This is a genomic window from Vibrio sp. 1457 (assembly GCF_033340195.1).
Classification (GTDB): Bacteria; Pseudomonadota; Gammaproteobacteria; order Enterobacterales; family Vibrionaceae; genus Vibrio; species Vibrio alginolyticus.
Map to the genome: position 1 here is coordinate 43,368 of NZ_JAWOWA010000019.1, position 12,950 is coordinate 56,317.

At 45.1% G+C, this 12,950-nt stretch carries 15 protein-coding genes; 1 reads left to right on the forward strand and 14 read right to left on the reverse strand.

The features are described from left to right. Positions 1-73: 73 nt before the first annotated feature. From pepB to trmJ, 10 genes are all read right to left on the reverse strand, one after another. A complete protein-coding gene (gene pepB, locus R7Z41_RS17810) occupies positions 74-1,372 on the reverse strand; it encodes an aminopeptidase PepB (RefSeq protein WP_017633915.1) in 1,299 nt (432 codons plus the stop codon). A 161-nt stretch (positions 1,373-1,533) separates the two neighbouring features. Further along, the gene (gene iscX, locus R7Z41_RS17815; RefSeq protein WP_206970866.1) at positions 1,534-1,728 is read right to left on the reverse strand and encodes a Fe-S cluster assembly protein IscX; all 195 of its coding nucleotides are present in this window, start codon (positions 1,726-1,728) and stop codon (positions 1,534-1,536) included. Positions 1,729-1,772: 44 nt separating this feature from the next. Next, positions 1,773-2,111, reverse strand: coding sequence for an ISC system 2Fe-2S type ferredoxin (gene fdx, locus R7Z41_RS17820; RefSeq protein ID WP_005381713.1), 339 nt, complete (start codon positions 2,109-2,111; stop codon positions 1,773-1,775). A 13-nt stretch (positions 2,112-2,124) separates the two neighbouring features. Continuing rightward, positions 2,125-3,978, reverse strand: a complete 1,854-nt coding sequence (hscA, locus tag R7Z41_RS17825) for a Fe-S protein assembly chaperone HscA (RefSeq protein WP_053302969.1) — start codon at positions 3,976-3,978, stop codon at positions 2,125-2,127. Positions 3,979-3,999: 21 nt separating this feature from the next. Next, the gene (gene hscB, locus R7Z41_RS17830; protein ID WP_206970867.1) at positions 4,000-4,515 is read right to left on the reverse strand and encodes a co-chaperone HscB; all 516 of its coding nucleotides are present in this window, start codon (positions 4,513-4,515) and stop codon (positions 4,000-4,002) included. A 55-nt stretch (positions 4,516-4,570) separates the two neighbouring features. Beyond that, a complete protein-coding gene (iscA, locus tag R7Z41_RS17835; RefSeq protein WP_005381717.1) occupies positions 4,571-4,894 on the reverse strand; it encodes an iron-sulfur cluster assembly protein IscA in 324 nt (107 codons plus the stop codon). A gap of 70 nt (positions 4,895-4,964) precedes the next feature. Further along, positions 4,965-5,348 carry a Fe-S cluster assembly scaffold IscU gene (gene iscU, locus R7Z41_RS17840; RefSeq protein ID WP_005381718.1) on the reverse strand — a complete coding sequence of 128 codons (384 nt, stop codon included), beginning with the start codon at positions 5,346-5,348 and terminating at the stop codon, positions 4,965-4,967. Positions 5,349-5,386: 38 nt separating this feature from the next. After that, positions 5,387-6,601, reverse strand: a complete 1,215-nt coding sequence (locus R7Z41_RS17845; RefSeq protein ID WP_005381719.1) for an IscS subfamily cysteine desulfurase — start codon at positions 6,599-6,601, stop codon at positions 5,387-5,389. 28 nt (positions 6,602-6,629) lie between these two features. Continuing rightward, the gene (iscR, locus tag R7Z41_RS17850; protein ID WP_005381720.1) at positions 6,630-7,136 is read right to left on the reverse strand and encodes a Fe-S cluster assembly transcriptional regulator IscR; all 507 of its coding nucleotides are present in this window, start codon (positions 7,134-7,136) and stop codon (positions 6,630-6,632) included. 125 nt (positions 7,137-7,261) lie between these two features. Further along, positions 7,262-7,981, reverse strand: coding sequence for a tRNA (cytosine(32)/uridine(32)-2'-O)-methyltransferase TrmJ (gene trmJ / locus R7Z41_RS17855; RefSeq protein ID WP_005383693.1), 720 nt, complete (start codon positions 7,979-7,981; stop codon positions 7,262-7,264). A gap of 231 nt (positions 7,982-8,212) precedes the next feature. Here trmJ and suhB point away from each other — a divergent pair, with 231 nt between their 5' ends. Further along, positions 8,213-9,016, forward strand: coding sequence for an inositol-1-monophosphatase (gene suhB / locus R7Z41_RS17860; RefSeq protein ID WP_005381722.1), 804 nt, complete (start codon positions 8,213-8,215; stop codon positions 9,014-9,016). Between the two features lie 70 nt (positions 9,017-9,086). Here suhB and R7Z41_RS17865 read toward each other — a convergent pair whose 3' ends face one another. From R7Z41_RS17865 to secD, 4 genes are all read right to left on the reverse strand, one after another. Next, the gene (locus R7Z41_RS17865; RefSeq protein WP_017633920.1) at positions 9,087-9,398 is read right to left on the reverse strand and encodes a hypothetical protein; all 312 of its coding nucleotides are present in this window, start codon (positions 9,396-9,398) and stop codon (positions 9,087-9,089) included. Positions 9,399-9,539: 141 nt separating this feature from the next. Beyond that, positions 9,540-9,956: a hypothetical protein gene (locus tag R7Z41_RS17870; RefSeq protein WP_017633921.1), complete on the reverse strand. Its 417-nt coding sequence runs from the start codon at positions 9,954-9,956 to the stop codon at positions 9,540-9,542. A 164-nt stretch (positions 9,957-10,120) separates the two neighbouring features. Then, positions 10,121-11,068, reverse strand: coding sequence for a protein translocase subunit SecF (gene secF, locus R7Z41_RS17875; RefSeq protein ID WP_005383689.1), 948 nt, complete (start codon positions 11,066-11,068; stop codon positions 10,121-10,123). Positions 11,069-11,082: 14 nt separating this feature from the next. Beyond that, on the reverse strand, positions 11,083-12,939 hold the full coding sequence (secD, locus tag R7Z41_RS17880; RefSeq protein WP_005381724.1) for a protein translocase subunit SecD: 1,857 nt from the start codon (positions 12,937-12,939) through the stop codon (positions 11,083-11,085). Positions 12,940-12,950: the final 11 nt, after the last annotated feature.

Sequence of the window (12,950 nt, forward strand, 5' to 3'; positions counted from 1 at the left end):
AATAATAGTTGTGCTTTTAAAGTGACTTACTGGGTAAGAGCAGCACTCAAACAAGAGAGTGCTGCAATCAATCTTATTTTCCAGCTTGCTCATTGAGGAAACGAGCAAGTGTACGAACACCCATACCCGTTGCTCCCGCAGCCCATTTATCAGAAGCGGCTTTACGATACGTACCCGCACAGTCGAAATGTAACCAGCCTTTTTTGTAGTCCTCAACGAAGTAAGACAAGAATGCAGCTGCAGTACTTGCACCCGGAGAATAATCACCAGAGCTGATATTCGATAAATCGGCAAAATTAGATGGCAGCATTTCTCGATGGAAATCAGCAAGTGGTAGCGGCCACAAGCCTTCTTTTTCCTGGTTTGCCGCCGTAAGCGCTTGATGCGATAGCTCATCATCAAAGCTCATTAGCGCATGGTAATCGTTACCTAACGCATTCTTCGCTGCGCCTGTTAGCGTCGCGCAGTCAATGATTAACTCAGGCTTTTGCTCACTGGCGTAGATAAGACCGTCTGCAAGCACCAAGCGACCTTCCGCGTCGGTATTCATAATCTCAACGGTTTTGCCGTTTTTGTAAGTGATGATGTCGCCAAGCTTAAGGGCACGGCCAGAAACCATGTTCTCAGCACAACACAAGATCAGCTTTACGCGCTTGTTTAAACCGCGCAAGATAGCTAATCCTAGGCCACCAGTTATAGTACCCGAGCCACCCATATCTGCTTTCATTGCACTCATGAAGGTAGAAGGCTTCAAGCTGTAACCACCGGAATCAAAGGTGATGCCTTTACCCACAAGACATGCGAATACAGGTGCGTTTTCGTCACCAGTTGGGTTGTAGTCTAACTGAAGCATCGCAGAAGTACGCTCAGAACCACGGCCTACTGCGTAAATACCTTCCCAACCTTCTGCCAACAAGTCTTTGTCTTTGACGATACGAGCTGTCACCGTGCCTTTCGGCGCAACAGATTTGATGAATTCAGCAGCCATTGTCGCTAGCTGACGAGGAGCAACTTCTTCTGCCGTTTTGTTGATAATATCGCGGGTAAAATCAGTCGAAGTAATACGAGCTTGAAGCTCTGCTTGCTCTTCATCAGACAATGCTGCCCACTCAACTGAGCCATGTTTTTTAGGGTTACGGAACCCTTGGTGGAAAGCCCATACGCTCTCTAGATCCCAGTTATCACCAGAAAGAAAAATAGAACGAATTCCTTGGCCATCTAGCTGACGAGCTGCACGTTGAATTGCGCCGAGATCATGACCTTCACCTAAGTGAATAGTTGCGCCGTTTTCAGCGAATGAAAGCAGTGCTTTTTCACCCCAATGTGGTGCTGCCGACTCTTGACTTAAAAATACAGACATCTGTGTAGACATGGTTTCTCCTTGTCTTATAGCAGCGTTGCCTACGCTGCTTCTTTTTAATAACTCACGGATGTTAGCATTATGTAGGGCAAAAATGTCAATTGGATAAAAAAACGGACCTAAAGGTCCGCTTTTTTTAGTAAGAATTGTTAACTAGGCTGTGTTTTACAGACTTAGTCTGCTTCGTCCATCCAGCACATGATAACGGCTTCTAGAATCTTTTCATTAGAACGGTTTGGCTCATCGTTAAACTCATCTAACTCCATGATCCATTGATGAAGATCGGTAAAACGCACTGTTTTTGGATCGACATCTGGAAACTTGTCACAAAGTTCAATCGCGATATCGCGAGAATCTGTCCATTTCATTGCTCATCTTCCTTTTGCTTCTTCCCTATATTGGGAAGATAGTTTTAGTGATCTTCTGAAGCGTGGTTGAGTGTGTATTTAGGAATTTCTACTACCAAGTCTTCATCAGCAATTCTCGCCTGACACCCTAGGCGTGACTCAGGCTCTAGACCCCACGCTTTATCTAGCATGTCGTCTTCTAGTTCTTCACTTTCTTCTAGTGAATCAAAACCTTCACGGATGATTACGTGGCAGGTAGTACACGCACATGACTTCTCACACGCATGTTCAATACCGATACCGTTTTTTAGCGCTACGTCTAGAACGGTGTCACCAGAGTTTGCTTCCAACACTGCACCTTCTGGGCACAAATCGTCGTGTGGTAATACAATAATCTTAGGCATAACTACTTATCTCTTATATATCGTCTACTGATTGACCTGACAACGCAGCTCGAATCGATTTATCCATACGGCGTGATGCGAAATCTTGGCTCGCTTTATCGGTATCTTTAATGCCCTGCTCTATCGCATCTGCATCATCACCATTACGCAGCTCAATCAAGGCTTCGATGGCTTTAATCAAGTTTTGTTTCTCTTGTTCTGATAGTAAGTCATCACCATCAGCTTGCATCGCTGCAATCAAACCTTCTATCACTCGGTCGGCTTCAACACGCTGTTCAGCTAAGGCACGAGCTTGCATGTCTTCTTTTGCGTGCGTCATTGAATCACGCAACATATCCGCCACTTCATTGTCACTTAAGCCGTAAGAAGGTTTTACTTGAATCTCTGATTGAACACCAGTGCTCTTCTCCATTGCCGTAACAGAAAGAAGGCCATCAGCGTCAACTTGGTAAGTCACGCGAATATGTGCCGCACCCGCTGCCATCGGAGGAATACCTTTTAACGAGAAGCGAGCAAGTGAACGACAGTCATCAACCATTTCACGTTCACCTTGTACCACATGAACACTCATCGCCGTTTGGCCATCTTTGAATGTGGTAAATTCTTGCGCACGCGCAACGGGAATCGTAGTGTTGCGGGGGATGATCTTCTCGACCAAACCACCCATGGTTTCAATACCGAGCGACAGTGGAATCACATCAAGAAGCAACATTTCAGAGTCAGGTTTGTTACCCGCGAGAATATCAGCTTGAATACCCGCACCGATTGCGACGACTTCATCTGGGTTAATGCTTGTCAGTGGTGTACGGCCAAAGAATTCGCCAACCATTTCTCGTACAAGCAATGTGCGTGTTGAGCCACCGACCATGACTACTTCAAGTACATCTTCCGCATCTACATCCGCATCTTTCAGCGCACGGCGGCAAGACATCAGGGTTTTCTTCACTAGCGGACGAATCAGATCTTCGAACTGCTCGCGAGTCACGGTGCCTTTCCAACCAAAAACGTCAACGTCAACACTGTCTTGCTCAGAGAAAGCAATCTTAGCTTCAGTAGCAATGTTCAACAGTGTACGGTTCTTTTCTGCAGAAAGCGGCGCTTCTAGACCCGCTTGCTCCATTAAATAATCGGCAAATAGATGGTCGAAGTCGTCACCGCCTAATGCAGAATCGCCACCTGTTGCTAATACTTCAAATACGCCTTTCGATAAACGTAGGATAGAGATATCAAAAGTACCGCCACCTAGATCGTAAACCGCAATCACACCTTCTTGACCAGAGTCTAGGCCATAAGCAATTGCCGCAGCGGTTGGTTCGTTAAGTAGACGGAGAACATGAAGACCAGCTAATTTCGCCGCATCTTTTGTACCTGCACGTTGCGCGTCATCAAAGTAAGCAGGAACGGTAATAACTACACCAGCTAACTCACCACCTAACGTATCTTCAGCTCGCTTACCCAATACTTTTAGGATGTCCGCAGATACTTCAATCGGGTTTTTGTCACCTTGAGGTGTTTGCAGAATTGGCAGGCCGTTTTCACTCTCTTTAAAACGATAAGGAAGTGAAGAGTAACGGGACTGAATGTCCTTTAATGAACGACCGATCAAACGTTTTACAGAGATAATCGTGTTCTCTGGTTCAAACTCTGCTTTGGCTTTGGCTTCGTGGCCGACCGTTAACGTTTCCTCAGCGTAATTAACGACTGAAGGTAAAATAGTACGGCCCTGCTCGTCCGCAAGTGGAGTTGCATCGCCGCTACGTACAGAAGCAACCAAAGAGTTGGTAGTACCTAAGTCGATACCCGCTGCTAACTTATGCTCATGAGGTGCCGAGCTTTGGCCCGGTTCTGCGATTTGAAGTAGTGCCATGATAGGTCCTTGTCACGCTTACTAGCCGAGGAGTTTGTCTTCGACTAGCTCAATTTCGTTCTTTAGTTTGGCAATGAATTTTAGCTTACGAACTCGGTCTGCGGCTTCAGCCCATAGACCATCATCAAGCTCTTGCTCGACGCTTGCCAGATGCTGTTTGTACATTTTGCTGACCTTAGAGTCGAAGTCAAAAAGCGCCGATTCAGGATCGGACTTGTCAGCAATCTCTTCCAGTTCTTCGCGCAGTTCCATTTGCTCCATTAAGAACATCGGATCTTGCATTGTTTGCTGTTCACCTCGGATCTCAACACCTTGCTCTGCGAGGATATACTCGGCGCGAGAAATAGGATTTTTCAGAACTTGATAGGCATCGTTGATTTGCGCCGCCTTTTGCACCGCCATCAAACGGTCACGTTCTGAGCCCGCTGCAAAGTTATCCGGGTGGAAGCGTTTTTGTAGTTCTCGGAACTGAGAAGAAAGAAGGCTACCATCCAGCTTAAACTGACTTGGTAGCCCAAATAATTCAAAGTGATTCATTAAGTTCGGGTCCTAGTAAAGCCTTCCGGACTCGTTTGCCCAGAAGGACAATCAATTAGACGTTGAAGCTTTCACCACAACCACATTCACTTTTCGCGTTAGGGTTGTTGAATTCAAAACCTTCATTCAACCCTTCTTTCACGTAATCCAATTCAGTACCATCTAGGTACACTAAGCTCTTTTGATCGATGATAATTTTCACTCCAGAGAGTTCAAATACTTCGTCTTCTTCATTGAGCTCATCAACAAACTCAAGTACGTATGCCATGCCGGAACAGCCAGTCGTCTTCACTCCAAGACGTAAACCGATACCTTTGCCTCGGTTATCTAGGAATGCTCTTACGCGACTTGCCGCTGATTCTGTCATTGTGATGGCCATACTGCACCTTAGTCTGTCTAAATTTCGATTGGAATGGGAGCGTCAAAGCTCCCATTATATTACGGAATAATTATTCTTGGTGTTTTTTCTTGTAGTCAGCAACCGCTGCTTTGATTGCATCTTCAGCAAGAATAGAACAGTGAACTTTCACTGGTGGAAGCTCTAGCTCTTCAGCAATCTCAGAGTTTTTAATTGCTGCCGCTTCATCAACTGACTTACCTTTTACCCACTCAGTTACTAGTGAGCTTGATGCGATTGCACTACCACAACCGTATGTTTTGAACTTCGCATCTTCGATGATACCTTCAGGTGTCACTTTGATTTGAAGCTTCATTACGTCACCACACGCAGGAGCGCCAACCATGCCGCTACCTACTGATGGATCTTCTTTATCGAATGAACCAACGTTACGTGGGTTCTCGTAGTGATCAATTACTTTTTCGCTGTATGCCATGATAAATTACCTCGAATCCTCTATTTCAATCCCTGAGATTAATGGTGAGCCCATTCAACAGTGCTCAAATCAATCCCTTCTTTGTACATATCCCATAGAGGAGACATGTCGCGTAGCTTAGTCACTGCAACGCGGATTTGTTCAATTGCGTAATCAATTTCTTCTTCAGTCGTGAAACGACCAAACGAGAAACGAACCGAGCTGTGAGCCAATTCGTCATCCATGCCTAGGGCACGAAGAACGTAAGAAGGCTCAAGGCTTGCAGACGTACAAGCACTACCAGAAGATACCGCTAGATCTTTAAGCGACATTAGTAGTGATTCACCTTCTACGAATGCGAAACTGATGTTTAGGTTGTGTGGTACACGCTGCTCAAAGTCACCGTTTACCGTCACTGCTTCTAAGTCTTTCACGCCATCAAAAAGACGGTTACGAAGCGCTAAAGCATGATCGTAATCTTTTTGCATGTCTTCTTTTGCAATGCGGAATGCTTCACCCATGCCTACGATTTGGTGAGTAGGTAGTGTACCAGAGCGGAAACCACGCTCATGACCGCCACCGTGCATTTGCGCTTCAAGACGAATACGAGGCTTACGACGTACGTAAAGTGCACCGATACCTTTAGGACCGTAAACTTTGTGAGCAGAAAGTGAAATTAGATCAACTTTCATCTCTTGAACGTCGATTGGTAATTTACCTGCAGATTGCGCAGCGTCCACGTGGAAAACAATTTTACGCTCACGGCACAGTTCGCCGATCGCTGTAATGTCTTGAACCACACCAATCTCGTTGTTTACATGCATAATAGACACAAGCACGGTGTCATCACGCATGGCTGCTCTAAGCTTCTCTAGATCGATCAAGCCATTTGATTCTGGCTCAAGGTAAGTCACTTCAAAGCCTTCACGCTCAAGTTGACGACATGGGTCAAGAACGGCTTTGTGCTCTGTTTTACAAGTGATTACGTGCTTGCCTTTCTTCGAGTAAAAGTGCGCTGCACCTTTAATCGCAAGGTTGTCTGATTCTGTCGCACCAGATGTAAATACGATTTCGCGAGGATCTGCATTTAGAAGGTCAGCAATTTGCTCACGAGCAGTATCGACCGCTTCTTCTGCCTGCCAGCCGTAACGGTGCGAACGTGACGCTGGGTTGCCAAATGTGCCATCCATTGTCATGTACTGAACCATTTTTTCAGCAACACGTGGATCAACTGGACATGTAGCGGAATAATCAAGATAAATCGGCAGTTTCATTCTCTACTCCAATGTAAAAAGCTGACCGCTAAGAGCGGACGTTTACACCGATGGGCGCGGCGGTTGTATTTTTGTTTGATAGCCCATGGGTTACCGCCAGATCAATGTCCTGACGATCAGAAATTTCGAGTACTTCATTGTCTGTCATCAACTCACCAAGAGTGATGTTATTCAAAAAGTCACTAATGCGAGAGCTTAGGTCACGCCACAGCGTGTGAGTAAGGCAACGTGTTCCACCTTGGCAATCTCCTTTACCTTGGCATTTGGTTGCATCTACTGACTCATCAACGGCAGCAATCACGGTACCAATAGCGATACTGTGAGCGTCGGCACCAAGTCGGTAACCACCACCAGGACCACGAACGCTGGCAACGAGACCTGCTTTACGCAATTTTGAAAATAGCTGCTCTAAGTAAGAGAGCGAGATCCCTTGACGCTCTGAAATATCAGCCAGAGGTACAGGGTTTTGTTGCGAATGCAGTGCCACATCCAGCATGGCTGTCACCGCATATCTTCCTTTAGATGTAAGTTTCATACCACACCGTATCCACATGGTTTGTAATGGTTAAGATTTTTCCATACCTGAGTAATTTGGTCAAGTATTTATTTGACCATTTTACTCAGGTATTCATCCTCACATCTAAAGTGGTTATTATTCACTCAGAACTTCTTTTCTATCGAAGTCAAAACGCCTCGTAGAATATTAAGTTCTTGGGTTTCTGGTCGAGCACGAGAGAACAAACGGCGCAACTTATTCATCACCTGTCCAGGTTGCTCTTTGTTAATAAACTGGGTCTCAACCATCACCTTTTCAAGATGCTCGAAGAACATTTCGAGTTCTCGATGACGCGGGTATTCTTCCGATTCATTTGGGGAAAACTGGCTTTGCTCTAAGTTCAAGTGTGCAACTCGCACTTCGTAACTGAGAGTTTGTACAGCCATCGCTAGGTTAAGCGAGCTGTACTCAGGATTAGCGGGAATACAAACATGGTAGTGGCACTTTTGTAGCTCTTCGTTTGTCAAACCAGTTCTTTCTCGGCCAAACACGAGCGCAACCGGATGCTTTCGGCCTTCAACTGCAAATTTCTCACCGCATTCACGTGGCTCGAGCATTGGCCATTCTAATGTACGAGAGCGGGCGCTAGAACCCACAACAAGGCCACAATCTTCAACCGCTTCTTCTAATGTGCCGACAATCTTTGCATTTTGAGCAATATCACCAGCACCCGCAGCTAAAGCAAGAGTTTGTTCATCCACTTCACATTGTGGATCGACTAATACTAGTTGGTTTAAACCCATCACTTTCATTGCTCGAGCTGCTGAGCCAATATTGCCTGAATGAGAGGTACCTACGAGTACAATTTTTACTTGATCCAACATCTGTGTTTGCTACCTAAATTAAAACCGCAGAATGTTATCATAGTTTTTTAAGACACCCTAGAGGCAAGCAGACCTCTCTTCTCATTCTTGGTTATTGTTCTCGTCCGCAGTATGATCTGTACACTCAGTCGGCCGCAATTAGAGTAAAAAATAACCACTTCCCTTTTTGATTATCTCTGGTATACTCGCCGCCGCTTTCATTTGTTCTTTAACATCCGTTGGGAAATTCGTATGCATCCAATGCTAAACATTGCTATTCGCGCTGCGCGAAAGGCAGGCAATCATATTGCTAAATCATTAGAAAACACTGATAAAGTAGAATCTACTCTTAAAGGCACTAATGACTTTGTCACTAACGTAGACAAAGAAGCAGAATACATCATCATCGATACTATCAAGCAGTCTTACCCTGAGCACTGTATCGTTGCTGAAGAACAAGGTCTTATCGAAGGTAAAGATAAAGACGTACAATGGATCATCGACCCACTGGATGGCACCACTAACTTTGTAAAAGGTTACCCAACTTTCGCGGTTTCTATCGCTGTTCGTATTAAGGGCAAAACTGAAGTTGCTTGTGTTTACGATCCAATGCAAAACGAGCTATTCACTGCACAACGCGGTGCCGGCGCTCAACTAAACAGTGCACGTATTCGTGTTGCTCAACTAAAAGACCTTCAAGGTACTGTTCTAGCAACAGGCTTCCCATTCAAGCAGAAACAACACGCTGAGTCTTACATCAAGATCGTTGGTGCGCTATTCACTGAATGTGCTGATTTCCGTCGTAGCGGCTCTGCTGCTCTTGACCTTTGTTACGTGGCTGCTGGTCGTGTTGATGGTTACTTCGAGCTAGGCCTAAAACCTTGGGATATGGCAGCAGGTGAGCTTATTGCTCGTGAAGCTGGCGCAATCCTAACAGACTTTGCTGGCGGCACTGACTACATGAAGTCTGGTAACATCGTTGCTTCAAGCGCTCGTGGCGTAAAATCTATCCTTAAGCACATCCGCGAAAACGGTAACAGCGCGATCCTTAAGTAAGATTTGAAAGTCATATATAGCCCGTCACGCTGATGACTTTAGAAAGCCCCGCTCATTGAGCGGGGCTTTTTTATTTCGAACAATCAGCCTGTTTGTAGAAACGGTCGTAGTCAGATAAGTGGTCTATTTTTACGTGCTTAACCTTCCATATTTGTTCCTTCATTAAAAACTGCAGCGAAACCGTGACTGGCTGGTATACATCACCAAAGCCGTTTACAGAAAGACATCCAACTCCTCCATCCTCACTGTACTCTTCAAAGTAAGACAGCTCTGTAACCAAACTTGATGGGATAGATGATAAAAATGGAAATTGATGACCAAATTTTATTGGGTGAGACTTAATACTGTTCAGCTCTTCAATCGATAGATTTGGTCCTGCCATAGCTTCTACCACCTCTATATACTGCATCTTGTATAAATTATTACGTATATCAAGGTAAGTATCGTGGAGTGGACTTGCGATGCAGGGCGTTGAAACACTTAGTAAAACCGGAATAGGTAGAATTCTATTTAGCATAACCAACTAAACCCCAGCTTCACGGAGCGCTTGATCAATTTTACTCGGCTTAAATCTGTACTTACAAAGCCCCCACTCGCACTGCTCTAAAAGCTCACGGACATTTACCTGCCCAGTAACTCCAAAGGAAACAACACCAAAAAGAGAAACACTCCCACTGTATGTCAAAACACCATCACGAGTAGTTTTAAAAGTAACAGAAACGGCTTTTAATTTTATGCCCAGCTCTTCAACCATTTCTTTTGAAACTTCAAACTTAGTAAATCCAAGCTCACCAGATAAAGTTACTTTACCTGACTCATCAACTGCTAACTTGAACCTTTTCCCTCCAGTAACTAGCTTGGTGGTAACACCTTTATTGTGCTTGTAAGAAATCTCTACAAACTTCAGTAACTGTACTTTTATTTCAGCTTGCCTTGACATTATTTCCTCCCGAAATTGTTGAACATACTTCCGATATTCAACTCAATCAAAAAACTACAATTCAAGCTGGAAGTACCTCAAAAAAAAATGAAAATTTCAAATCTATCAGGCATAAAAAAACCGCTGATTGCTCAGCGGTTTTTGTTTTCGGTTCTCAATCTGCCTTATGGCATTTCGTCGAACTCTGCACCTTCTTTTTCTACTTGAGGTGGCATCAAGTGCTCTTTCTGGATGCCCAGTTTCAGCGCTAGTGCTGATGCTACGTAGATAGAAGAGTAAGTACCAACAGTGATACCGAGTAAAAGTGCAGTTGCGAAGCCGTGAATCATAGCACCACCCTGCATGAACAGTGCAATTACTACGAACAAGGTTGTACCCGACGTAATCAATGTACGGCTCAATGTTTGAGTGATTGAAGCGTCCATGATATCCGAAGGTTCACCCTTACGCATCTTACGGAAGTTTTCACGAATCCGGTCAAATACAACGATGGTATCGTTGAGTGAGTAGCCCACAACCGTCAGTAGCGCAGCTACGATGGTCAGGTCAACTTCAATTTGTAGAAACGAGAAGACACCTAGCGTGATAATTATATCGTGAGCCAATGCCATTACCGCACCAGCCGCTAGACGCCATTCAAATCGCATCGATACATAAAGCAGGATACAGATCAGCGATACCAAGATCGCTAGACCACCAGCTTCTGTTAGCTCATCACCAACGTTGGGACCTACGAACTCAATACGACGCATTTCTACGCTTTCGCCAGTACCATCTTTGATAGCACCAATGATTTGGTTACCTAGCGTTTCACCAGAAACGTCATCACGTGGACGAAGACGGACCATGACTTCACGAGCACTACCGAAGTTTTGTACTGTCGCATCACCAAAGCCTTTGGAATCTAGTGCTGCACGAATCTCTTCAAGGTTTGCTGGCTGTTCAAAACCTACCTCGATAAGCGTACCGCCAGTGAAATCTAGACCCCAATTAAGCCACTTGGTTGACAAAGTGAAGATAGAAGCAGCAATCATTATAATTGAAAAAACGAATGCTACTTTCGACCAACGCATAAAGCCGATCGTCTTCTCTGCTTTTAGAATTTGAAACATATTAATTCCCAGCCTTAGATCGACAATTTATCAACGCGTTTGCCACCGTAGATCAGGTTCACGATACAACGTGTACCAATAATGGCGGTGAACATTGAAGTTAAGATACCGATAGATAGAGTAACTGCGAAACCTTTCACCGCACCTGTACCGACCGCAAATAGAATGATTGCAGTAATTAGTGTTGTGATGTTCGCATCAGCAATCGTGCTGAATGCATTCGCGTAACCTTGGTGAATTGCTTGTTGTGGACTGCGTCCATCACGAATTTCTTCACGGATACGCTCGAAGATCAGTACGTTCGCATCAACCGCCATACCGACTGTTAACACGATACCGGCTATCCCTGGAAGCGTCATGGTAGCGCCTGGAATCATCGACATAACACCAATGATAAGCACCAAGTTTGCCATTAGAGCGATGTTTGCAATCAAACCAAAGCCGCGGTAGTAAAGCAGCGTAAATAGCATTACGGCAACCATACCCCAGATACATGCTTGGATACCCATATCGATGTTTTGCTGGCCCATTGATGGACCAATGGTACGTTCTTCAACGATAGAGATAGGTGCAATCAGTGCACCAGCACGTAGTAGAAGTGCTAGGTTGTGTGCTTCTGCAGCAGAGTCGATACCTGTGATACGGAAGTTACGACCAAGAGCCGATTGAATCGTTGCTTGGTTGATGACTTCTTCATGCTTATCCAGAATAACTTTGCCTTCAGGCGTACGACGGCCACTGTCTTTGTATTCTGCAAACACGGTAGCCATTAGCTTACCAATGTTCTTCTTAGAGAACGCAGACATCTTATTACCACCTTCGCTGTCTAGCGAGATGTTAACTTGTGGACGACCATATTCATCAACACTTGAGCTTGCATCTGTGATGCTTTGACCGCCAAGAATAACGCGCTTCTTAAGCACTACTGGGCGACCATCACGGTCCATCTTGATTTCACTACCTGCTGGCGCACGACCATTTGCCGCTGCCGATAGGTCAGCTTTATCATCAACTTCACGGAATTCAAGCGTTGCCGTAGCTCCGAGAATTTCTTTTGCACGAGCAGTGTCTTGAACACCAGGCAGTTCAACCACAATGCGACTAGCACCTTGACGTTGAACCAATGGTTCCGCAACACCTAGTTCGTTGACACGATTACGTAAAATCGTAATGTTTTGCTCAACAGCATAGTTACGGATCTCTTGTAAACGTTGCTCAGTAAAGGTGGCAGTAAGAGCGTAACGGCCATTTGAATCAGAATCGACAAAAATCATGTCCGGGTGATTCTTTTCTAGCGTTGCTTTCGCTTCTGCTAATTGCTCTTCGTTACGCAACAACACTTCTACCGCTTCTTTTCCAGAAGGGCGGATTGCACGGTAACGAATCTTGGCGTCACGAAGTTCGCTACGGAAAGCTTCTTCTTGTTGACCAACAAGCTTTTCCATCGCTGCATCCATATCCACTTCCATTAAGAAGTGAACACCACCGCGAAGGTCAAGACCTAGCTTCAATGGTGACGCGCCAATCGCTTCTAGCCAATCGGGTGTAGAAGGTGCAAGGTTAAGTGCAACAATTGTGTCTTTGCCTAGCGCTTCGCTGATGACATCACGAGCACTGATTTGTGTGTCAGTGTCGTTAAAACGAACAAGAATTGATCCATCTTCGAGAGCAATGGATTTATGAGAAAGTTGCTCTTTGTTAAGAGCAGTAGTGACAGCATCCAGCGTTGACATATCTACAGAGGCGCCACGCGCCCCTGTAACTTGAATAGCCGGATCTTCACCGTAGATATTTGGAAGTGCGTATAACGCAGCGGTGATGATGGCAAAAAGCACCATCAAGTACTTCCATAATGGATAACGGTTTAGCACAGCGAGGATCC